At 44.7% G+C, this 21,895-nt stretch carries 16 protein-coding genes and 2 tRNA genes; 14 read left to right on the top strand and 4 right to left on the bottom strand.

Annotated features, from left to right (window positions below; genetic code table 11):
* Nucleotides 1-6 precede the first annotated feature (6 nt).
* On the top strand, nucleotides 7-3,111 hold the full coding sequence (gene vmeK / locus KI742_RS12825) for a multidrug efflux RND transporter permease subunit VmeK (RefSeq protein ID WP_104969763.1): 3,105 nt from the start codon (nucleotides 7-9) through the stop codon (nucleotides 3,109-3,111).
* Between the two features lie 65 nt (nucleotides 3,112-3,176).
* Here the strand turns inward: vmeK and KI742_RS12820 are convergent, their stop codons facing one another.
* The gene (locus KI742_RS12820; RefSeq protein WP_285385480.1) at nucleotides 3,177-4,469 is read right to left on the bottom strand and encodes a peptidoglycan DD-metalloendopeptidase family protein; all 1,293 of its coding nucleotides are present in this window, start codon (nucleotides 4,467-4,469) and stop codon (nucleotides 3,177-3,179) included.
* Between the two features lie 130 nt (nucleotides 4,470-4,599).
* Between KI742_RS12820 and tyrS the strand changes: the two genes are divergently transcribed.
* Nucleotides 4,600-5,787, top strand: coding sequence for a tyrosine--tRNA ligase (gene tyrS / locus KI742_RS12815; RefSeq protein WP_005386528.1), 1,188 nt, complete (start codon nucleotides 4,600-4,602; stop codon nucleotides 5,785-5,787).
* A gap of 417 nt (nucleotides 5,788-6,204) precedes the next feature.
* The gene (locus KI742_RS12810) at nucleotides 6,205-7,050 is read left to right on the top strand and encodes a magnesium transporter (RefSeq protein WP_005380062.1); all 846 of its coding nucleotides are present in this window, start codon (nucleotides 6,205-6,207) and stop codon (nucleotides 7,048-7,050) included.
* Here the strand turns inward: KI742_RS12810 and dacB are convergent.
* Nucleotides 7,029-8,450 carry a serine-type D-Ala-D-Ala carboxypeptidase gene (gene dacB / locus KI742_RS12805; protein ID WP_285385482.1) on the bottom strand — a complete coding sequence of 474 codons (1,422 nt, stop codon included), beginning with the start codon at nucleotides 8,448-8,450 and terminating at the stop codon, nucleotides 7,029-7,031. The genes KI742_RS12810 and dacB overlap by 22 nt on opposite strands.
* Before the next feature lie 186 nt (nucleotides 8,451-8,636).
* Entirely contained in the window at nucleotides 8,637-9,659 is a 1,023-nt protein-coding gene (locus KI742_RS12800; protein ID WP_005380064.1) for a porin, read from the bottom strand.
* Between the two features lie 545 nt (nucleotides 9,660-10,204).
* On the opposite strand from KI742_RS12800, the gene greA reads away from it, so the two are divergent.
* On the top strand, nucleotides 10,205-10,678 hold the full coding sequence (gene greA / locus KI742_RS12795; RefSeq protein ID WP_005380065.1) for a transcription elongation factor GreA: 474 nt from the start codon (nucleotides 10,205-10,207) through the stop codon (nucleotides 10,676-10,678).
* Nucleotides 10,679-10,762: 84 nt separating this feature from the next.
* Here greA and yhbY read toward each other — a convergent pair whose 3' ends face one another.
* On the bottom strand, nucleotides 10,763-11,059 hold the full coding sequence (yhbY, locus tag KI742_RS12790; protein ID WP_005380066.1) for a ribosome assembly RNA-binding protein YhbY: 297 nt from the start codon (nucleotides 11,057-11,059) through the stop codon (nucleotides 10,763-10,765).
* A gap of 138 nt (nucleotides 11,060-11,197) precedes the next feature.
* Between yhbY and rlmE the strand changes: the two genes are divergently transcribed.
* From rlmE to infB, 10 genes are all read left to right on the top strand, one after another.
* Entirely contained in the window at nucleotides 11,198-11,827 is a 630-nt protein-coding gene (gene rlmE, locus KI742_RS12785) for a 23S rRNA (uridine(2552)-2'-O)-methyltransferase RlmE (RefSeq protein WP_005388985.1), read from the top strand.
* A gap of 108 nt (nucleotides 11,828-11,935) precedes the next feature.
* Complete coding sequence (gene ftsH, locus KI742_RS12780; protein WP_031781272.1) at nucleotides 11,936-13,909, top strand: ATP-dependent zinc metalloprotease FtsH; 1,974 nt, start codon at nucleotides 11,936-11,938, stop codon at nucleotides 13,907-13,909.
* A gap of 52 nt (nucleotides 13,910-13,961) precedes the next feature.
* Complete coding sequence (folP, locus tag KI742_RS12775; protein WP_017820419.1) at nucleotides 13,962-14,792, top strand: dihydropteroate synthase; 831 nt, start codon at nucleotides 13,962-13,964, stop codon at nucleotides 14,790-14,792.
* A gap of 19 nt (nucleotides 14,793-14,811) precedes the next feature.
* A complete protein-coding gene (gene glmM, locus KI742_RS12770) occupies nucleotides 14,812-16,152 on the top strand; it encodes a phosphoglucosamine mutase (RefSeq protein ID WP_005388992.1) in 1,341 nt (446 codons plus the stop codon).
* 220 nt (nucleotides 16,153-16,372) lie between these two features.
* Nucleotides 16,373-16,711: a preprotein translocase subunit SecG gene (gene secG / locus KI742_RS12765; RefSeq protein WP_005380080.1), complete on the top strand. Its 339-nt coding sequence runs from the start codon at nucleotides 16,373-16,375 to the stop codon at nucleotides 16,709-16,711.
* Nucleotides 16,712-16,727: 16 nt separating this feature from the next.
* Nucleotides 16,728-16,811, top strand: a tRNA-Leu gene (locus tag KI742_RS12760).
* A gap of 56 nt (nucleotides 16,812-16,867) precedes the next feature.
* A tRNA-Met gene (locus tag KI742_RS12755) sits at nucleotides 16,868-16,944 on the top strand.
* A 225-nt stretch (nucleotides 16,945-17,169) separates the two neighbouring features.
* Complete coding sequence (gene rimP, locus KI742_RS12750) at nucleotides 17,170-17,625, top strand: ribosome maturation factor RimP (RefSeq protein WP_005386424.1); 456 nt, start codon at nucleotides 17,170-17,172, stop codon at nucleotides 17,623-17,625.
* A gap of 36 nt (nucleotides 17,626-17,661) precedes the next feature.
* Nucleotides 17,662-19,149, top strand: coding sequence for a transcription termination factor NusA (gene nusA, locus KI742_RS12745; protein ID WP_005380084.1), 1,488 nt, complete (start codon nucleotides 17,662-17,664; stop codon nucleotides 19,147-19,149).
* Between the two features lie 22 nt (nucleotides 19,150-19,171).
* Nucleotides 19,172-21,883 (top strand): translation initiation factor IF-2, encoded by a 2,712-nt coding sequence (gene infB, locus KI742_RS12740; protein WP_005380086.1) that lies wholly within the window; start codon nucleotides 19,172-19,174, stop codon nucleotides 21,881-21,883.
* Nucleotides 21,884-21,895 lie beyond the last annotated feature (12 nt).

The raw sequence follows: 21,895 nt of genomic DNA, 5'->3' as shown, positions 1-21,895 counted from the left end.
GCACTTATGTACACTCTGATTGATGCTGCGTTATCCCGCGCTCGCACCATGCTGACATTACTGGTGATGATCTTAATTGCCGGTGTCATTACTTACGTCACTATCCCCAAGGAATCGAGCCCAGATATTACCATTCCTATTATCTACGTTTCTGTTGGGCATCAAGGCATTTCTCCCGTCGATGCCGAACGTTTATTAGTTCGGCCAATAGAGCAAGAGTTGCGCTCTATTGAAGGCGTAAAAGAGATGACCTCTGTGGCATCAGAAGGTCATGCTTCGGTGACGCTGGAATTTAGTGTTGGAGTGGATCTTGATAAAGCGATGGCAGATGTGCGTGATGCGGTTGATCTTGCAAAGCCAAAATTACCAGAGGACAGTGATGAGCCAACGGTAAATGAAGTCACGTTTGCATCTGAAGAGCCTGTTTTGACTGTTGTTCTATATGGCACCGTACCAGAGCGGACCATTGTACAGATTGCCAGAACGCTACGTGATCGTTTGGAGAGTTTCCGTCAGGTTCTTGAAGTTGAAATCGCAGGGGATCGCGAAGACATCGTGGAAATAGTTGTCGATCCGCTATTGATGGAAAGCTACGGTCTCGATCAAGCGGATATCTATAATTTAATTGCCTTGAATAACCGAGTTGTGGCTGCGGGGTTTGTCGATACTGGGTATGGACGCTTTTCGGTAAAAGTCCCATCGGTTTTTGATTCACTGAAAGATGTGCTTGAACTACCGATCAAGGTGAATGGCAAAGAGGTGATCACTTTTGGCGATGTGGCGACAGTACGGCGTGCATTTCGCGATCCTGAAAGTTTTGCTCGTTTAGATGGCGAATCTGCCATCGTTTTGGACGTAAAAAAACGGGCAGGGGAAAACATCATTGAAACGGTTGAGCTGGTAAAAGAAGTACTGGCTCAGGGACAGAAGCGCGCCGAGTGGCCCGACAATTTGCAAGTTAAATACACTTGGGATCAATCCGACGATGTCAAATTGATGCTCAGTGATCTACAAAACAATATCTTATCCGCAATTATCCTCGTAGTTATCGTCATTATTGCCATATTGGGGGTTAGGACCGCGCTTCTCGTGGGGATTTCTATTCCAGGATCGTTCTTGACTGGGTTGTTGGTGTTATCGGTATTTGGGCTGACGGTCAATATCGTCGTACTGTTTGCTTTAATTATGGCAGTAGGCATGTTGGTGGATGGTGCCATTGTGGTGACAGAGTTTGCAGATCGGCGCATGCAAGAAGGAACGCCACGTAAAGAAGCCTATCGAGATGCAGCAAAGCGAATGGCCTGGCCTATTACCGCATCCACAGCAACCACATTGGCTGCGTTTGCTCCGTTACTTTTCTGGCCAGACATCACTGGTGAGTTCATGAAGTACTTACCACTTACTTTAATTGCTACTTTGGCCGCTTCTCTGATGATGGCTTTATTGTTCGTTCCTGTCATCGGTGGGATCATTGGCAAGCCTCAAGTCGTCAATCAGAAAGCTCAGCGAGAAATGGTTGAGCTGCATAACGGCAACTTTGAAAAAGCGACAGGCATTACCAAGCTTTATTACCAGACTCTGTCGGTAGCGATTCGTCATCCATGGAAAGTCTTACTCAGCGCGATACTGCTAGCGGCAGGTGTCGGCTTCACTTACAACAAAGCTGGCTTGGGTGCAGAGTTTTTCCCTGAAGTGGACCCTGCCTTTTTTACCGTTAAAGTTCGTTCTTATGGTGACCTGTCTATTCACGAAAAAGATGTTGTTATGCGTGAAATCGAGAAGGTGATGCTCGGTCATGACGAGTTTGAAAGTGTCTACACGCGTACAGGCTCAAGTGATAATGGGGATGAAATCGGCCAGATTCAGATAACACCTGTGGATTGGCAGTATCGACGCAAAGTGAAAACCATTATTGAGGAACTAAAAGAGACCACAGATCGCTTTTATGGTGTTGAACTTGAGTATAAATTCCCGGACGCAGGACCGCCTGTCGAGCATGATCTCGTGATTGAAGTGTCATCACGAAACTTGAGTGTTAGTGCGTTAGATGAAGCGGCCAAACAAGTCCGACACTGGGCTGATGGTAATCCTGCACTGACCAATTTGAGTGATACCACTAATAAGGAAGGGATTGATTGGCAAATTGACATCCAGCGAGATGACGCCTCTCGCTTTGCAGCGGATGCGACCTTAGTCGGGAATACTGTTCAGTTTGTTACAAACGGTTTGAAAATAGGCGATTATTTGCCCGATGATGCGGATGAAGAAGTCGATATTTTGGTGCGCTATCCACAAGATAAGCGCGATATTGGTCGATTTGACCAACTGAGAGTGAAAACGGCAGCTGGTCTGGTACCGATTACGAATTTTGCTCAAATCAAACCAGATCATAAGCAAGACACCATTCGTCGGGTCGACGGTCATCGAGTTATCAATATTAAAGCGGATATGGTGGAAGGTTACAATTTGGCTCTTGAGCTACCGAAGATTGCCGCTGGAATGGAACAGCTCGACTTACCGGAAGGCATTGAATATAAGATTCGGGGTCAAAATGAAGAGCAGGAAAACTCATCAGCATTCTTACAAAATGCTTTTATTGTCGCGCTTGGTGTGATGGCTCTGATTTTAATTACGCAGTTTAATAGCTTTTATCAAGCTTTCTTAATCCTCAGTGCTGTGTTGTTTTCTACCGTTGGGGTCTTTGCTGGATTGCTTATTTTCCAAAAGCCATTTGGCATCATCATGTCGGGAATAGGGGTGATTGCGCTTGCAGGTATTGTTGTGAATAACAACATCGTATTAATCGATACTTATAATCAGATGCGTAAACGTGGCTTAGAGAAATCTGAGGCGATCTTGCGTACAGGTGTGCAGCGTTTAAGACCCGTTTTACTCACGACGGTGACCACCATACTAGGCTTATTGCCAATGGTGCTAGAAATGAACATCGACTTAGTTAACCAAAAAGTGGAATTTGGCGCGCCAAGCACTCAATGGTGGTCTCAACTTGCGACGGCTGTCGCGGGTGGATTGGCGTTTGCGACTTTGCTAACACTGGTTCTGACACCATGCTTGCTCATGCTCGGGAGAGAGCATCACTCCGAAAAGTAAGCTTCATCGTGATGATATTGAAGAAACAAAAAGGGCAGCTGATCTGCCCTTTTCAATATATCAATTTACTTCATTGCTAACAGTTTGCTGTAGCGCTCAAGTTTGTCCATGCTAATTTTTGCGTTTGCCATGAAAGTTTGTCTTGCTTTGCCTGTTAGGGATTTAGACTGTGGCAAATTCACCGTACGCGGGTTTTTGTGGACACCATTCACAAGGAACTCATAGTGCAGGTGAGGGCCAGTTACACGGCCAGTTCCGCCAAGCGTACCAATGGTTTGGCCTTGCTTAACGCGTTGACCAGCTCGTACAGTACGTTTGGTTAAGTGCAGGTACTTGGTAATGTAAGTATTACTATGTTTAATGAAAACGTAGTTACCATTAAATTTGTTGTAAGACGATTTTTGAACAACACCATCACCAGCCGCCCAAATCGGGGTGCCCACTGGTGCTGCATAGTCCGTGCCTCTATGAGGACGAACGCGTCCCGTCACTGGATGTAAGCGGCGTGGGTTGAAGTTAGACGAAACTCGACGGAAATCCAACGGCGCGCGTAAGAATGCTTTTTTCATTGCACGCCCATTTTCGTCGTAATACTTGCCACTTTTCTGATCCAATATTGCGGTAAAGGTATCGCCTTGGTTTTTAAAGATCGCAGCAATGATTTTTCCACGGCCGATTACTTCACCTTCTACCACTTCCTCTTGGTAAAGTACTCGGAAGCTGTCGTTTTTACGAATATCTAAAGCAAAGTCGATGTCCCAACCAAATATGCCAGCCAGTTCCATGATTTGGTTACCATTTAATCCAGAAGATATTCCTGCATTCCAAAAGTTTGATTTGATGGTGGCTTCAGCGTAGTTGTACTGGAAGTCGACTTCTTTTTTATCAACTTCAGAAACGTACTTGCCGTCTTTTAATGTGATACGAAAAGTCTCGAACGCGCTTAGTGTTCTTCTTAGCTGCACCAAGTCGTTATTTTCGTCAAAACCAAATTGCAATCGGTCACCAGGTCGAAGCCGAGTTAACTGTTTTTCCACTTCTTTGTCTGATGACACCAGTTCATGTAATAGACGAGCAGAAAGCCCTACGCGACTAAATAAGATGGCAGCACTCTCGCCATTTTTTACCTTGTATGTCTCCCAGCGCAGCACGGCGGGAACCGCAGGCGATGAACTATTTAGTGCACTGAGTTCGAGGGAAACTGGAACAGGATAATGTTGACCAACTTTTAATCGGCTCTGCTGCGGGTCTAGGTCTTGCGGATCAGGTAAAAAGAAGAACGCGAAGATAATCAGCGCACTAAAAAAACCGATCAATACTTTGTGCAAGAGTGGAAGTCGGACAAAAATCGAATGCATGAGGTACTTGATTGCTAAATTAAACGGAAAAAGTGACAACTACCTAGTCTAACGTGTTTCAAAATGCATCGCTATTCAAGTAATATGTTCAGCTATTATATTTTTGCCAAATCTGTGGGAGTGAACAAGAATGGCGAGCATTGAAGCTGCACTAGCCGAGATTAAGCGCGGTGTTGAAGAGCTGATTCCAGAAGAAGAGCTAATCGCAAAACTAAAAGAAGACCGTCCTCTACGTATTAAATTGGGCGCTGATCCAACAGCACCTGACATTCACCTAGGCCATACGGTTATTTTCAATAAGCTTCGCTTGTTCCAAGAACTAGGTCATGAAGTGACGTTCCTAATCGGTGACTTCACTGCAATGGTTGGTGACCCAACAGGTAAAAACACAACTCGTCCACCGCTAAGTCGTGAAGACGTATTGCGTAACGCTGAAACGTACAAAGAGCAAGTGTTCAAAATTCTCGATCCTGCAAAGACTAAAATTCAGTTTAACTCTGAGTGGCTGTCTGAACTAGGCGCAGAAGGTATGATTCGCCTTGCGGCAAACCAAACCGTTGCTCGTATGCTAGAGCGTGACGACTTTAAAAAGCGTTACGCGGGTGGTCAGCCAATTGCTATTCATGAGTTCATGTACCCACTTCTACAAGGTTGGGACTCAGTAGCAATGGAAACGGATGTTGAATTAGGTGGTACAGACCAGAAGTTCAACCTTCTAATGGGTCGTGAACTACAAAAGTCTCACGGTCAAAAACCTCAGGTTGTACTGATGATGCCGCTTCTAGTGGGCCTTGATGGCGAGAAGAAGATGTCTAAGTCAGCAAACAACTACATTGGTATCAGCGAAGCGCCAAGCGAAATGTTTGGTAAAATCATGTCTATTTCTGATGACCTAATGTGGAGCTACTACGAGCTGCTCTCTTTCCGTCCTCTGGAAGAGATTGCTCAATTCAAAGCTGATGTAGAAGCGGGCAAAAACCCTCGTGACATCAAAGTATTGCTAGCAAAAGAAATTATTGCTCGTTTCCACAGTGAATATGATGCCGATGCAGCAGAGCAAGAATTCGTAAACCGTTTTGCGAAGAACCAAATTCCTGATGAGATGCCAGAGTTTGACTTTGACGCAGGTCGCCCAGTGAGTAATCTGTTGAAAGAAGCAGGCTTATGTCCATCATCGTCAGATGCGATGCGCATGGTTAAGCAGGGCGCTGTGAAGATTGATGGTGAAAAAATTGCGGACAGCAAATTTGCTCCAGAAGCGGGTACTTACGTGTTCCAAGTCGGCAAACGTAAATTTGCTCGTATTACTATTCAGTAATTCATAATGACTGCAAATGAAAGCGTCCGAAGGGCGCTTTTTTTGTATGAAAATTTAGCAAAAACGGCAAAGTAAAACTTCCATACCTGATGAACTTTGCTACTATACTTGCGCTGCCAATAATGGCAGCGCTATCGGAGATTTACATGAACAATACCGACCATCCTCCCAGTCGTTGGGTGAGTAAGATTAAGGGAGCGAAATAACCCGCTTCGGTATTGGCGATCTCCGCCTTACCTAAGTGGTGAGGCACTTTTCTAATTTTCTTCTCGTTATTTCCTTCATACATTCTGAATAGACAGTGCATTCGCATTGGTTTTCTCTGTGCATCTTAATTGTTGTCTGACTTTTAGCGTGCAAGAGTGGCTTTTCATGCTTTGTCGATGGTCGTTACCAATGCCAATCGGGAGATTCGCCATGACGGTAATGAACAACACTTTTATTGAAACAACACCAAACTTTTCTGAAGTAGAAATTGGTGCAGCTCGCAATGCATTCTTGCAGTACGAGCAAGAGCAACAAGTCCATTTGCTTACGGTTATGCCGATTGATGAGGCTGTAGGTATTTTACAGCATTGCTCTGTCGGCTATGTGAATAGTCTTATTGCTCAACTTGAGCAAGCAGGTCATGACAAACGCGCACGTCATTATGCTCACCAACTGGGTCTGCATATGTCTGAAGTTGATACACCCGATGGTTATTTATCAACTAGTGTTTTAGGGCATGTAAAACAGCGTATTGGATGGATCATTGCGCTGGCTCTTTTAGGGATAGTGTCAGGCTTGATCATCGCTCAGTATGAGGACACCCTTAGTCAGCTTGTTTTACTTGCAGTGTACATGCCAGTGATTGCAGCTGCTGGTGGTAACACAGGAACACAAGCAGCAACTTTGGTGATTCGTGCTCTTGCTACTGGAGAGTTAAAAAAACGCCAATGGTTAGAAGTTTTGTGGAAAGAGAGCCGAGTCGCTCTATTTATTGCGCTAGCGATCGCTATCGTGATGATTGGACGCATTATGTTATTTAGTGCAGGACAATCAACAGGAGGCTTTGAACTGACCGATATCGCACTGGCAATAGCAGTTGCGCTGTTCATTCAAGTCACCATTTCTACAACATTGGGCGGGCTGTTGCCAATTATTGCACGAGCTTGCAAGTTGGACCCAGCCGTATTGGTGAGTCCAGTTCTTGCGTCTATCGTCGATATTTCAGGAATGTGGATTTACTTTAACGTGGTGAACTATTTCTTAGGTATTGCCTGACTAAAGTTCACAATGTCATTGTAAAAAAGCTGCTCAAAATGTGTAATCGGGGCGATGACAGGTGTGTTGTCGTCCCGTTTTTCTGGGAAGTAGTCTGAAACAAACTGAACAAAAATGGTGTTAGGTTGACCACTTTTGTCCAAGCCATATCCAGCCATATTGTAAGTCCCGTAGATAGAGCCACTTTTCGCGATCAGCTGTCCTTTAATTGGAAGTTTTCGCATACTTTGTCGGTACTTTAATGTGCCGGATTCACCTGATTTCGGCATGATGGCAATCAATTTGAGTTCGTTTTCATGCTTCCAAATATAGCGCAGCATTTCAGCCATCTTGGTCGCGGAGATCCGGTTATTTCGCGAAAGTCCTGAGCCGTCTTCTAGGCGCGCATTACGAATATCAATACCAGTGTTGGCGAAAATGATCTGCTTGATCGCTTCTGTACCGTTAGTAAAACTGCCTGGCTGAACGAAAAATTTAGCACCAAGTGTTTTGGTTAATGTGTCGGCAATCAAGTTGTCAGAGTTTTTGAGCATATCTTCAAGAATGTCTGGTAAGGCCTTTGATTGATGCATTGCGATGAGCTTTCGCTGCTTTTCTGGCGCCGTACCGACCCTAATCTTTCCTGATACCCCAATGTTGAGCTCCTTGAGCAAAGTCGCCAACCTTTGACTGGTGTAACGCTCAGGGTCTTGAACCGCAAATTTCAGTGGCAATGGTTTGTCTCTTTCAACCAAGCACCCTGTTAGCTTGTAGTTGTTATCGGGATTTGCAACTAAACCTAAGTCACAATGACGACTTTTCTTAATGGTTTTAGAAACTGTTTCTACGGTACTTGTGACACGAATAGGTTGATGCTCTGGTACGTAGACCCGCGTTCCACCATCTTTTTGTGTATAGATAGAGGCTTGTACACAGTTGTTATTGAGTGTGATGGTCGATGCCGGAGCGCTGTAGCAAACTCCCAAGATATCCCACGGCCAGCCCACCGCACGGTTATAACCAGTGAATGCGCTGTTATCGAGCCATAGGTCACCGTTAATCCGTTTTAAGCCATTTTTCTTAGCTAGAGTGAGAAGTGATTTTAAGTCGTTGGTTTGGAGTGTTGGGTCGCCGACAAAGTAAATCACTGCATCTGAGTTCGACGTTTCCAGCTTGGTTCGAAACCGGAAATTATCACCCAGTTCTAGCTTTGCGGCTAATGCGGTGACGATTTTTAATGTACTCGCTGGTGGGAACAGTTGTTCGGTAGGATGAACACCGTCAAGCTCAGCATTTTCACTGAGTTTTTCCGCAACTAAACTGATGCGGGCGCCTTCAGGCAACACCTCTTGATGAGGGTACGCTTGTGAAAAAGCAGAAAGTAATGAAGAGAATATGAGCAAGGGCCAACGTAAACGCATAATGATACTTTCTAAGGTGAGTTATGTGATTGAGTATACGCAAGTCCTTTCAATATGCTAGGTAACTAAATAAATGCTTCAAATGTCTTCATGAATGAGACACGAGAGAAAGGCGCGCTGCTTAAAATGAAGTATAAAAAATGCCCGCTTAAAGCGGGCATTCGATATTCTAGTCAAAGACCGGAATTAGAAGTCGTAACGTAGACCTAGAGCTAGCTCGTCTTCAGCATCGATCTTAGTTGCAACTGTTTTGCTAGTGTCAGTTGAACCAAACTTGTCACCTGCATCAATCAGGTTGAAGTTGTAAGAAATGTAACCACGGAAGTTAGGCTTGAAGTAGTAAGAAGCATCAACAGCGAAGTTGTTTGCAGAAGTTTCGTTGTTAGTTTCTGCATTGTTGTATGATGTTGTAAATACTGTTTGGCCTAGAGTGTAAGCACCCGCTAGCTCGTAACCAGTGTAATCAACTGTGTTACTGTTGTTTGAATCTTCCATTTTCTCGCCGTCAGTGAATACACCAGCGAAGTAAAGATCAGACATTGTGTAAGATGCAGCTAGCATGTACTCGTTAGCTTTGTCTTGATCTGCGTAACCAGCACCTAGCTCAAGACCAGTGTCAGCTAGAGCGTAGATTGCAGATAGAGAGTAACCGTCTTGTTTGTTGTCGTAGTACTCACCAGTGTTTTTGTTTTCCATACGATCAGCGAAGCGGTAGCTTGCTTTTACGCTTAGGTTTTCAAACTGGCCTTTGTAAGCCATCATGTTGTCTGTACGGTCTGATACAGCTAGTTTGTCTGCTGCAGAGTTACCGTGGTAAGCCATGATATCTGTGAAGTCAGTGATAACGCCTAGTGCACCTTCAGTTTTACCGTATGCGAACTCACCGTAAGCACCGCCAAGACCAGCGTAAGCAAGACGAGTTTCTAGATCGCTCTTGTCGTCGCCGTCTACAGTACCGTTTTGAGCAGTCTCAAATTCACCTTCCCAGAAACCAACACCGTATAGGTTGTCATTGATTTCTTGTTTACCAAGGAAGTTTAGACGGATGCGAGATTTGTCTTGAGCGTCGCCATCTTTCATAGATAGACGTGCTTCAGCACGGCCGCCCATTTCTAGAGAAGTACCGTCTTGGTTGTAAAGTTCAGCTGCGTTTACGCCAGTTGCCATAGCTGCTGCAGATACAGAAAGAGCAATTAGAGTCTTTTTCATCTTATTTGTCCTAGTTAGCTGTCCATAATCATTGTTGTATGGGGGAGAGGTGATCTCTCACAAGTTGTTGGTCCAAAATTGGCTAATTGAGCGATATAGTTCGCACTTGTAAGCCATTGATCTAACAACTCGCTGGACATGTTTTACTGCTAAAGTTTCCGTATGAGTTAGTAAAATGATATAAATCCCACTGATGAACACTGTTCAATTGTGCGTTGTTTTTATTTAAATTGCTGTTTTTGATTGAAATTATTGGCAATGACATTAGCCTGACATTGATTAGTTTTTATCTTTTTTGAGGTTTTTGGTGTAATGAACAGTGTTGTTTTTCAATAAATTGAGAAGGTGATTCGCCCTAGAACCGCTCTAAAAGTGAGTTATATCATTATGCCGAAAAGGCATAGTCTTGCTGTCTTTCGAATTAAGATGATTTCGTCCGGGAGTTTGTTTACACTAAACGAAATACATCTTTAAGCGCACTACCCAGTCCTATGACAGGGTGGGCTTTTTTTGTCCAAAGACCCATTTGGGCTTGAGGTTATAAAATGGAAAAAGTTCCAATGACACTACGTGGCGAGCAAAAGCTACGTGCAGAACTCGATCGTCTACTTAAACTACGTCCTCAGATCTCAGAGGCAATTGCTGAAGCTCGTGAGCTAGGTGATTTAAAAGAGAATGCTGAATATCACGCCGCTCGTGAAGAGCAGGGCATTTGTGAAGCACAAATCCGTGACATTGAATACAAACTGTCAGTTGCTCAAGTTATTGATGTAACGAAGATGGAGAACACGGGTAAAGTTATTTTTGGTTCAACCGTAACCTTGATTGATATCGACACCGAAGAAGAAAAAACGTACCAAATCGTTGGTGATGACGAAGCCGATATCAAAGCAGGTCGCATTTCAGTGAGCTCACCTATTGCTCGTGGCCTGATTGGTAAGATGGAAGGCGATGAAGTTGCTATTCAAACTCCGGGTGGCGCGAAAGACTTCGAAATTGACCGAGTAGAATATATCTAAGTCGTTTGGAGTAGCATTACTACTCTGATAAAACGCAAAAAGGTCGCCTCAGGCGACCTTTTTTCTTCAGCAACGTAAGTAGAGTTACTTACGAGGGATTTCGATTTTACGCTCTTCAGACTGGCGGTATAGCACAAGCACTTTACCAATAGTCTGAACTTTTTCAGCGCCCGTCTCACGTACGATAGCGTCGATGATTAGCTGTTTTGTTTCACGATCTTCCGAAGCAACTTTTACTTTGATAAGTTCGTGATGGTTAAGAGCGATTTCAATTTCTGCTAGCACGGCTTCTGTAAGTCCATTTGCGCCCATTAGCACAACAGGTTTTAAACTGTGAGCTAGGCCTTTAAGGTGCTGCTTTTGTTTGGTGCTTAGGTTCATTACGCGGCCAATTTTCTTTAAAATAAGGGTTGAAAAAAGCTATTTTAACGCCATCTATTGCTGAAGACTATAATTTATTGAGTAATAGGTAGCGCCTATTAAAACAATAGCTCCAATTTGTGCCTTGTTGGGATTAAAATGAGTAAACAAAAACATTCGGCTAGTTCTGGTCGTTGGTTGAAAGAACACTTTGATGATAAATACGCGAATGAAGCCCGAAAAAAAGGCTACCGCTCACGTGCTTATTTCAAGATCGATGAGATTCAAACGAAAGATAAATTGTTAAAGCCTGGAATGACAGTCGTCGACTTGGGGGCTGCGCCGGGCGGATGGTCTCAATATGCTGCTAAGATAGTAGGGGACAGTGGTCAGATCATCGCGTGTGACTTGCTTCCTATGGACCCGATTGCTGGCGTTAGCTTTTTACAAGGCGACTTTCGTGATGATGCGGTATTGGAAGCTTTGCTAGAAAGGATCCAACCTTCCATGGTAGACGTAGTAATGTCTGATATGGCGCCTAACATCGCGGGAAACAATTCTGTTGATCAACCTCGCGCTATGTATTTAGTTGAATTAGCTTTAGATATGTGTCGACAAGTTCTAGCGCCTAATGGTAGCTTTGTCGTAAAGGTTTTCCAAGGGGAAGGCTTCGATCAGTATGTGAAAGAAGTCCGAGACATGTTTAAAGCCGTAAAAATTAGAAAACCAGACTCATCGCGAGCTCGCTCTCGAGAGGTCTTCGTCGTAGCCACTGGTTACAAAGGTTAACCATTTTGCTCTCTTGAGAGCGTGTTAACACTATAGCTACAGTTAATGAACTGTAGTACCCTACCTTTAATTACAATTAGTTATCGAGAGGCTTACACCTTGAGTGACATGGCAAAAAATTTAATTCTGTGGCTTGTTATCGCCGTCGTATTGATGTCGGTATTCCAGAGCTTTGGCCCTGGAGAAAGCAATGGCAGAACCGTGGATTACACCACGTTTGTACAGGAAGTTGGCCAAGGCCAGATTCAAGAAGCAACTTTTAAAGACGGTGAAATTAGCTTTGTTCGTCGTGGCGGCGGTGCCAAAATGGTCACTTACATGCCAGTGTATGACCAAAAGCTTCTAGATGACCTAATTAACCAAAACGTGAAAGTACAAGGCACGCCTCCAGAAGAGCAAAGCTTGCTTGGTACTATCTTCATCTCTTGGTTCCCAATGATCTTACTAATTGGTGTATGGATTTTCTTCATGCGTCAAATGCAAGGCGGCGGTGGTAAAGGCGCCATGTCTTTTGGTAAGAGTAAAGCTCGAATGATGAGCGAAGAACAAATCAAGACAACTTTTGCTGACGTTGCTGGTTGTGACGAAGCAAAAGAAGACGTGAAAGAACTGGTGGACTACCTACGCGATCCAAGCCGCTTCCAAAAACTGGGCGGTAAGATTCCAACGGGTGTTCTAATGGTTGGTCCTCCTGGTACGGGTAAAACGCTTCTAGCGAAAGCCATTGCCGGTGAGGCGAAAGTACCATTCTTTACTATCTCTGGTTCTGATTTCGTAGAAATGTTCGTTGGTGTTGGTGCATCTCGTGTGCGTGACATGTTTGAACAAGCAAAGAAAGCTGCACCTTGTATCATCTTTATCGATGAGATCGATGCGGTAGGTCGTCAACGTGGCGCAGGTGTTGGTGGTGGTCATGATGAACGTGAACAAACACTAAACCAAATGCTCGTTGAGATGGATGGTTTCGAAGGTAACGAAGGTATTATCGTTATCGCTGCGACTAACCGTCCGGACGTGCTAGACCCTGCGCTACTGCGTCCTGGTCGTTTTGACCGTCAAGTGGTAGTTGGTCTTCCAGATGTACGTGGCCGTGAACAGATCCTAAAAGTTCACATGCGTAAGGTCCCTCTAGCGGGTGATGTAGAGCCTTCTCTCATCGCACGTGGTACTCCAGGCTTCTCTGGTGCTGACCTAGCAAACTTAGTTAACGAAGCTGCACTGTTTGCTGCGCGCGGTAACAAGCGCAACGTTTCTATGGTTGAGTTTGAACTGGCGAAAGACAAAATCATGATGGGTGCTGAGCGCCGTTCAATGGTGATGTCTGAGGAAGTGAAAGAGTCAACAGCATACCACGAAGCGGGTCACGCGATTGTTGGTCGCTTGGTTCCTGAACACGATCCAGTGTACAAAGTGTCTATCATTCCACGTGGTCGTGCGTTGGGTGTAACAATGTACCTTCCAGAGCAGGACCGCGTGAGTATGTCTCGCCAACACCTAGAGTCAATGATTTCTAGCTTGTACGGTGGTCGTTTAGCAGAAGAACTTATCTACGGTGCTGACAAAGTATCAACCGGTGCTTCTAATGATATCGAGCGCGCAACAGATATTGCTCGTAAGATGGTTACTCAATGGGGTTTCTCTGAAAAGCTTGGCCCTCTGCTGTATGCAGAAGATGAAGGCGAAGTGTTCTTAGGGCGTAGTGTAACTCAGACTAAACATGTGTCTGACGATACAGCGAAGTTGATTGATGACGAAGTTCGTCAGATCATTGACCGCAACTACGATCGTGCGAAGAAGATTCTTCAAGAGAACATGGATATCATGCATGCGATGAAAGATGCGCTGATGAAGTATGAAACCATTGATGCTCGCCAGATTGATGACTTAATGGAGCGCAAAGCTGAAATTCGTGAGCCTGCGGGCTGGAGTGATAACTCAGCAAGCAAACCAGAAGACAGCGACAAGCCTCAAGCAAAGCAAGAAGTTAAAGAAGAAGCAACGGAGACTGCGAAAGATGTAGAACAGCCTAGCTCTTCTGAAACAACTTCTAACGAAGCGCCTGAAAAGAAAGACTCTGAATAAAGAGTATCGATAATATTAAACCCCGAGTTATCTCGGGGTTTTTGTGTTTATGATGATGATTACAGCAAATAACAAATCTTTGGACCTTTCGCGTCCACATGTCATGGCCATTCTAAATGTGACACCGGATTCCTTTTCGGATGGCGGTAAATACAACTCAATTGAACTTGCTCTTGCTCAAGTTGATAAAATGATAAAGGCTGGTGTAAGTATTGTTGATGTTGGTGGTGAATCGACAAGGCCTGGTGCACCGGATGTGTCTTTGGAAGAAGAGCTTAGGCGTGTTGTCCCAGTAATCAAAGCCATTCGTGAAAAGTATGATGTGTGGATTTCCGTTGACACCAGTAAAGCAGAAGTGATGCGTCAAGCAATTGATGCTGGGGCTGATTTGATCAATGACATCCGTTCGCTGCAAGAGCCAGGCGCTCTGGAAGTCGCAGCAGAAGCAAACCTTCCAATTTGTCTGATGCATATGAAAGGTCAACCTAGGACCATGCAAGTTGACCCTCATTATGATGATTTAATGGGGGACGTGTCGGCTTTTCTAGAAGAACGTATCGCGGCGTGTGAAGCTGCAGGGATTGATAAATCTCAACTGATTCTCGATCCTGGGTTTGGCTTTGGCAAAACAATCGAACACAATTATCATATGCTTGCTCATCTTGAAAAGTTTCATGAATTCGGCCTGCCTATTTTGGCTGGCATGTCTCGTAAATCCATGATCTTCAAACTGTTAGACAAGCCAGCAGCAGAGTGTACGAACGCAAGTGTTGTTTGTGCTACGATTGCCGCGATGAAAGGCGCGCAGATCATTCGCGTGCATGACTTTGAAGAGACAATCGAAGCAATGAAAGTTGTTGAGATGACGAAAAACAATATTTAAAAATAATAAAGGAAAGTTTATGTCGAATGAAAGACGTTACTTTGGTACTGACGGTGTGCGCGGTAAAGTAGGACAATACCCAATCACTCCAGACTTCGTACTTAAGCTTGGCTGGGCTGCTGGTCGTGTACTAGCGAAACAAGGCACAAAGAAAGTTATCATAGGTAAAGATACACGTATTTCAGGTTATATGCTTGAATCTGCACTAGAGGCTGGCCTTGCAGCTGCGGGACTTAAAGCAACATTTACTGGTCCCATGCCAACTCCAGCTGTGGCATATTTAACTCAGACTTTCCGTGCCGAGGCTGGTATTGTGATTTCTGCATCACATAACCCATATTACGACAACGGCATTAAATTCTTTTCTTCTGAGGGTACTAAGCTACCTGACGATATCGAATTGGCGATCGAAGCTGAGTTAGATAAAGAAATTGAATGTGTGGAGTCTGCTGAGCTTGGTAAAGCAACCCGCCTAAATGATGCAGCTGGTCGTTACATCGAATTCTGTAAGAGTACTTTCCCATCTGAGTTGAGCCTTGCGAACTTTAAGATCGTAGTAGACTGTGCGCACGGTGCAACGTACCACATCGCTCCAAATGTTTTCAAAGAACTTGGGGCAGAAGTTATCGCTATGGGCGTAGAGCCTAACGGCATCAACATTAATGAAAAAGTGGGCGCAACAGACGTACGAGCTCTTCAACAGCGTGTTGTTGAAGAGCAAGCGCATCTTGGTCTCGCATTTGATGGTGATGGTGACCGCATCATTATGGTCGACCACCTAGGTAACAAAGTTGATGGTGACCAAATTGCTTATATCATCGCTCGTGATGCACTTCGTCGTGGTGAGCTAAAGGGTGGTGTTGTTGGTACACTAATGACTAACTTGGGTATGGAAAATGGTTTAAAGCAGCTAGGCATTCCGTTTGTACGTGCTGCTGTTGGTGACCGTTATGTCATGGAGCAACTGCTAGAAAAAGGTTGGAAAATTGGTGCTGAAAACTCAGGCCATGTGATCTTATTAGATAAAGTCACAACCGGCGATGCGATTGTTGCTGCACTTCAAGTACTTGCTTCTGTAATTGGCAGCGATATGTCTTTATATGAACTATCGCAAGGAATGACATTATATCCTCAGGTTTTAGAAAATGTCCGTTTCTCAGGAGAAAGTAACCCTCTTGAAGCTACAGCTGTATTAAACGCTGTCGCTGAAGTAGAGGCGACACTTGGTGATAAAGGGCGTGTACTGCTGCGTAAGTCTGGCACTGAGCCTTTGATCCGCGTTATGGTGGAAGGCGAAGATGGTGAACTAGTTCAACACTCAGCATTGAAAATCGCTGAGGCTGTTAAAGCAAGTTGTTAATCATTGCGTTAAAGCATGTCTTGAATGAAAAGGGCATCTTTTGCCCTTTTTTTGAGCGCTTAACGCATTGGCATTGATTTTTTACTAATTTTCCCTTGTCAGCGTTACTGGCTTTCGCTAGTATTGCTCCGCCTCCCGTTAGGAGGTCGCTAGCCTTGTTCATTATGATTTGTTCTTTTGAACGGCGCTGGCTCAACAATTTGGAACATAGGTGGAAAAAATGTTTTCAGTTCTACTTGTGATTTACCTGTTGGCAGCGCTTGGTGTGATTGGCCTTGTGTTGATTCAACAAGGTAAAGGCGCAGATATGGGAGCCTCGTTCGGTGCTGGTGCTTCAAACACAGTGTTTGGTGCTGGCGGCTCAGGTAATTTCTTAACCCGAACAACTGCTATTTTAGCAACCGTATTCTTTATCGTTAGCTTGTTACTTGGTCGTATGTCTACGCACCAGACTGAATCACAATGGGTAGACCCAACGTTAGGTCAACCAGTTGTCGAACAAGTTAAGGATGCAGCGAGTGAAGTTCCTGCCCCTGCGGGTGATGAAATTCCTCAATAAGCTGTAAGGTTTTGATGCCGAGATGGTGAAATTGGTAGACACGCTAGCATGAGGTGCTAGTGCCTTAGGTGTGAGGGTTCGAGTCCCTCTCTCGGCACCATGTATTTACAAACTTGTAAATCACTTGTTTGCGAGTATAATGCTCAGCAAGTCGGACGCGGGGTGGAGCAGCTTGGTAGCTCGTCGGGCTCATAACCCGAAGGTCGTCGGTTCAAATCCGGCCCCCGCAACCAATCTCTTTCTTTAAAAGGAAATCGTAGATTGGCAAGTTTGCGTAGTGCTAACCACACTACGAGTTAAGAAAAGCAATTGTTGGCTATTCTTAACGTATCAGGGTCCAGCAGCATAAAACCCCGACTATCGGGGTTTTTTGTTATCTGAGCTTTTTGAAATAGCTCAGATACTGCTTGGTTTTTTGATTGGGCTCTGAGCCCTTTTTTTGTTTCTGGAGTGGTTAAATGACTGGTTTAGAAAGACAACTTACTGAAATGCTTGACGCGCCAGTAGCGGCATCAGGTTATGAGTTAGTTGGATTAGAATTCATTCGTGCAGGCGCGCACTCAACGTTACGTATCTACATTGACCATGAAAATGGTATTAACGTAGACGACTGTGCAGAAGTTAGCCACCAAGTTAGTGCAGTTTTAGACGTTGAAGATCCAATTTCTGTTGCTTACAGCCTAGAAGTGTCTTCTCCAGGTTTAGAAAGACCACTTTTTAAAGCAGCACATTACGAGCAATTTATTGGTCACGAGGTCAGCATCGTATTGAAAATGGCTGTAGCAAACCGTCGTAAGTGGAAAGGTATTATCCACGGTGTTGATGGCGAAACAGTGACAATTACTGTAGACGGTCAGCAAGAAGAGTTTGCTCTAAGTAACATTTCCAAAGCTAACCTGATCCCTAAATTTTAGTTCCCTAAAAAAGTTTAAGCTTAGAGGCTAAATACAATGAGTAAAGAAATTTTAGCGGTAGCAGAAGCGGTATCGAACGAAAAAGCGGTACCTCGTGAGCGTATCTTTGAGGCTCTTGAGATTGCTCTAGCAACTTCTACAAAGAAAAAATACGAAATCGAAATCGACGTACGTGTTGCCATTGACCGTAAAACCGGTGAGTTTGTAACTTACCGCCGTTGGTTAGTTGTTGATGACGTTGAGAACCCTACAAAAGAGATCTCACTAGAAGCAGCGCAATACGAAGATGACTCAATCGAGCTTGGCGACTACGTAGAAGACGAAATCGAATCAGTAACGTTTGACCGTATTACGACTCAAACTGCTAAGCAAGTTATCGTTCAAAAAGTTCGTGAAGCTGAGCGCGCACAAATCGTTGAACAGTTCATCGATAATGAAGGTGATCTAATCACTGGTGTCGTGAAAAAAGTAAACCGTGACACAATCGTGCTTGATCTTGGTAATAACGCTGAAGCGGTAATCCTGCGTGATGACCAACTTCCTCGTGAAAACTTCCGTCCAGGCGACCGCGTACGTGGCCTTCTTTACAAAGTCGCGCCTGAAGCACGTGGTTTCCAATTGTTCATCACTCGTTCTAAGCCAGAAATGTTGGCAGAACTGTTCCGTGTTGAAGTGCCTGAAATCGCAGAAGATATTATCGAGCTGAAAGGCGCAGCACGTGATCCTGGTTCTCGCGCTAAGATCGCTGTCAAAACAAATGACAAACGTATCGACCCTGTAGGTGCGTGTGTTGGTATGCGTGGTGCACGTGTACAAGCTGTTTCTGGCGAACTTGGTGGTGAGCGTATCGATATCGTTCTTTGGGATGATAACCCAGCTCAATTCGTTATCAACGCAATGGCGCCAGCTGATGTTGCTTCTATCATCGTTGATGAGGATGCACACTCAATGGACATCGCAGTTGAAGCTGACAACCTAGCGCAAGCTATTGGTCGTAACGGTCAAAACGTGCGTCTAGCATCTCAACTAACCGGTTGGGAACTGAATGTTATGACAGTTGCTGATCTTCAGAAGAAACACGCTGAAGAATCACAAGCATCTATTGAAAACTTCATGAAGTACCTAGATATTGAAGAAGACTTCGCTCAACTTCTTGTTGAAGAAGGTTTCTCAACGCTAGAAGAAATCGCATACGTGCCAGTTAACGAGCTACTAGAAATCGATGGTTTGAATGAAGAACTAATCGAAGAGCTTCGTGGACGTGCAAAAGATGCACTAACGACTATCGCACTAGCACAAGAAGAGTCTTTTGAAGGTCTAGAACCAGCTGAGGACCTACTTGCACTTGAAGGTCTTGAGCGTGAGATGGCATTTAAATTGGCAGCGAAAGGTGTAGCGACACTGGAAGATCTTGCTGACCAAGGTATTGACGATTTAGAAGGTATCGAAGGCCTGACCGAAGAACGTGCAGGTGAGCTAATTATGGCCGCACGTAACATCTGTTGGTTCGGCGAAGAAGCATAATTTTCGGCAAGGAGGAAGCGGCATGACACAATTAACAGTTAAAGCACTGAGTGATGAGATTGGTACGCCAGTCGACCGCTTGATTGAACAACTTGCTGACGCTGGCATTAAAAAGGCGAGCTCTGACAATGTTACTGATGAAGAGAAGCAGAAGCTTCTCTCTCATTTAAAGAAAGAACACGGTGATAAATCAGGTGATTCAGAGCCGACTCGCCTTACGCTTCAGCGTAAAACTCGTAGTACACTTAGTGTGAACGCGGGTGGTGGTAAGAGTAAGAATGTTCAGGTTGAGGTGCGCAAAAAACGTACATACGTGAAGCGCAGCACAATTGAAGATGAAGCGAAACGTGAAGCTGAAGAAGCAGCACAACGTGAAGCAGAAGAAGCAGCAAAACGTGCAGCAGAAGAAGCTGCAAAACGTGAAGCTGAAGAAGCTGCAAAACGTGAAGCTGAAGAAGCTGCAAAACGTGAAGCGGAAGAAAAAGCGAAACGTGAAGCTGAAGAAAAAGCGAAGCGAGACGTAGATACGAATGCACAACGTAATGCTGAAGAAAAAGCAAAGCGTGATGCTGAAGAGAAAATTAAGCAAGAAGCAGCGCGAAAAGAGGCCGACGAGCTTAAACGTCGTCAGGAAGAAGAAGCTAAGCGTAAGGCTGAAGAGGAAAGTCAGCGCAAGCTTGAAGAAGCTCGCGAATTGGCTGAAAAGAATAAAGAGCGTTGGTCTGCTGCAGAAGAGAAAAAGGGTGATATGGAAGATACAGATTACCATGTAACGACTTCACAATACGCACGTGAAGCCGAAGATGAAGCAGATCGCAAAGTAGAAGGCGGTCGTCGTAAGAAGAAAAAAGCAGCTTCGGGTAAAGACGACCAAGCTCGCGGTGGCCGTAACAACCAACGTGGCGGTAGAGGTCGTAAGGGCAAACTTGCTAAGCCGACTTCAATGCAGCACGGGTTTGATAAGTCAGCAACGGTTGCTAAGCAAGACGTTGTAATTGGCGAAACGATCGTTCTATCAGAACTTGCTAACAAGATGTCGGTTAAAGCGACAGAAGTTATCAAAGTAATGATGAAGATGGGCGCTATGGCGACTATCAACCAAGTGATCGACCAAGAAACAGCACAACTTGTTGCTGAAGAAATGGGCCATAAAGTAGTTCTTCGTAAAGAGAACGAACTGGAAGAAGCGGTACTATCTGACCGTGACACTAACGCGGAAGCAGTTCCACGTGCTCCAGTTGTTACTATCATGGGTCACGTTGACCACGGTAAAACGTCAACACTTGACTACATCCGTCGCACACACGTTGCTTCTGGCGAAGCGGGTGGTATTACTCAGCACATTGGTGCGTACCACGTTGAAACAGACAACGGCATGATCACGTTCCTTGATACTCCTGGACACGCAGCGTTTACTGCAATGCGTGCTCGTGGTGCTCAAGCAACAGATATCGTTGTTCTTGTAGTTGCAGCAGACGATGGCGTAATGCCACAAACAGTAGAAGCGATTCAGCACGCGAAAGCGGCAGGCGTTCCTCTAATTGTTGCTGTGAACAAGATCGATAAAGAAGACGCGAACCCAGATAACGTTAAGAACGAGCTTGCTCAATACGACGTTATTCCTGAAGAGTGGGGCGGTGAGAACATGTTCGTTCACATCTCTGCTAAACAGGGTACAAACATCGATGGTCTTCTAGAAGCAATCCTTCTTCAGTCTGAAGTTCTTGAACTTACAGCTGTAGCTGAAGGCATGGCATCTGGTGTTGTTGTTGAATCTCGCCTAGATAAAGGTCGTGGTCCAGTTGCAACAGTACTTGTTCAATCAGGTACACTAAACAAAGGCGACATCGTTCTTTGTGGTCAAGAATACGGCCGTGTTCGTGCAATGCGTGATGAGCTAGGCAAAGAAATTACTTCGGCTGGCCCATCTATCCCTGTAGAGATCCTAGGTCTTTCAGGTGTACCATCTTCAGGTGATGAAGCAACAGTAGTTCGTGACGAGCGTAAAGCGCGTGAAGTAGCTAACTACCGTGCTGGTAAGTTCCGTGAAGTGAAACTTGCTCGTCAGCAGAAATCTAAACTAGAGAACATGTTCTCTAACATGACTGCTGGTGAAGTTGCTGAACTTAACGTTGTACTTAAAGCAGACGTTCAAGGTTCTGTAGAAGCAATCGCAGACTCACTAGTTAAGCTATCTACTGACGAAGTTAAAGTGAACATCGTTGGTTCTGGTGTTGGTGGTATTACGGAAACTGACGTAGTACTAGCGGAAGCTTCAAACGCAATCATCCTTGGCTTTAACGTTCGTGCAGATGCTTCTGCTCGTCGTGCTGTTGAAGCCGCAGCTGTTGACTTACGTTACTACTCAATCATTTACCAATTGATTGACGAAGTGAAACAAGCAATGGGCGGTATGCTTGCTCCAGAATTCAAGCAAGAGATCATTGGTCTTGCTGAAGTTCGTGACGTGTTTAAGTCACCGAAACTGGGCGCTATCGCTGGTTGTATGGTTACAGAAGGTGTGATCAAGCGTAACAACCCAATCCGTGTACTACGTGATAACGTTGTTATTTACGAAGGTGAACTAGAGTCACTACGTCGTTTCAAAGATGACGTTCAAGAAGTTAAGAATGGCTACGAATGTGGTATCGGCGTTAAGAACTACAATGATGTTCGCGTTGGTGACCAAATCGAAGTCTTCGAAATCGTTGAAATTAAACGTACTCTAGACTAATTGACTAAAATT

Origin of the sequence: Vibrio sp. D417a (assembly GCF_030248595.1) — a bacterium.
Lineage (GTDB): Bacteria > Pseudomonadota > Gammaproteobacteria > Enterobacterales > Vibrionaceae > Vibrio > Vibrio alginolyticus.
The sequence above is the reverse complement of the archived record's forward strand: the minus strand, read 5'-3'. Positions and strand labels throughout refer to the sequence as shown.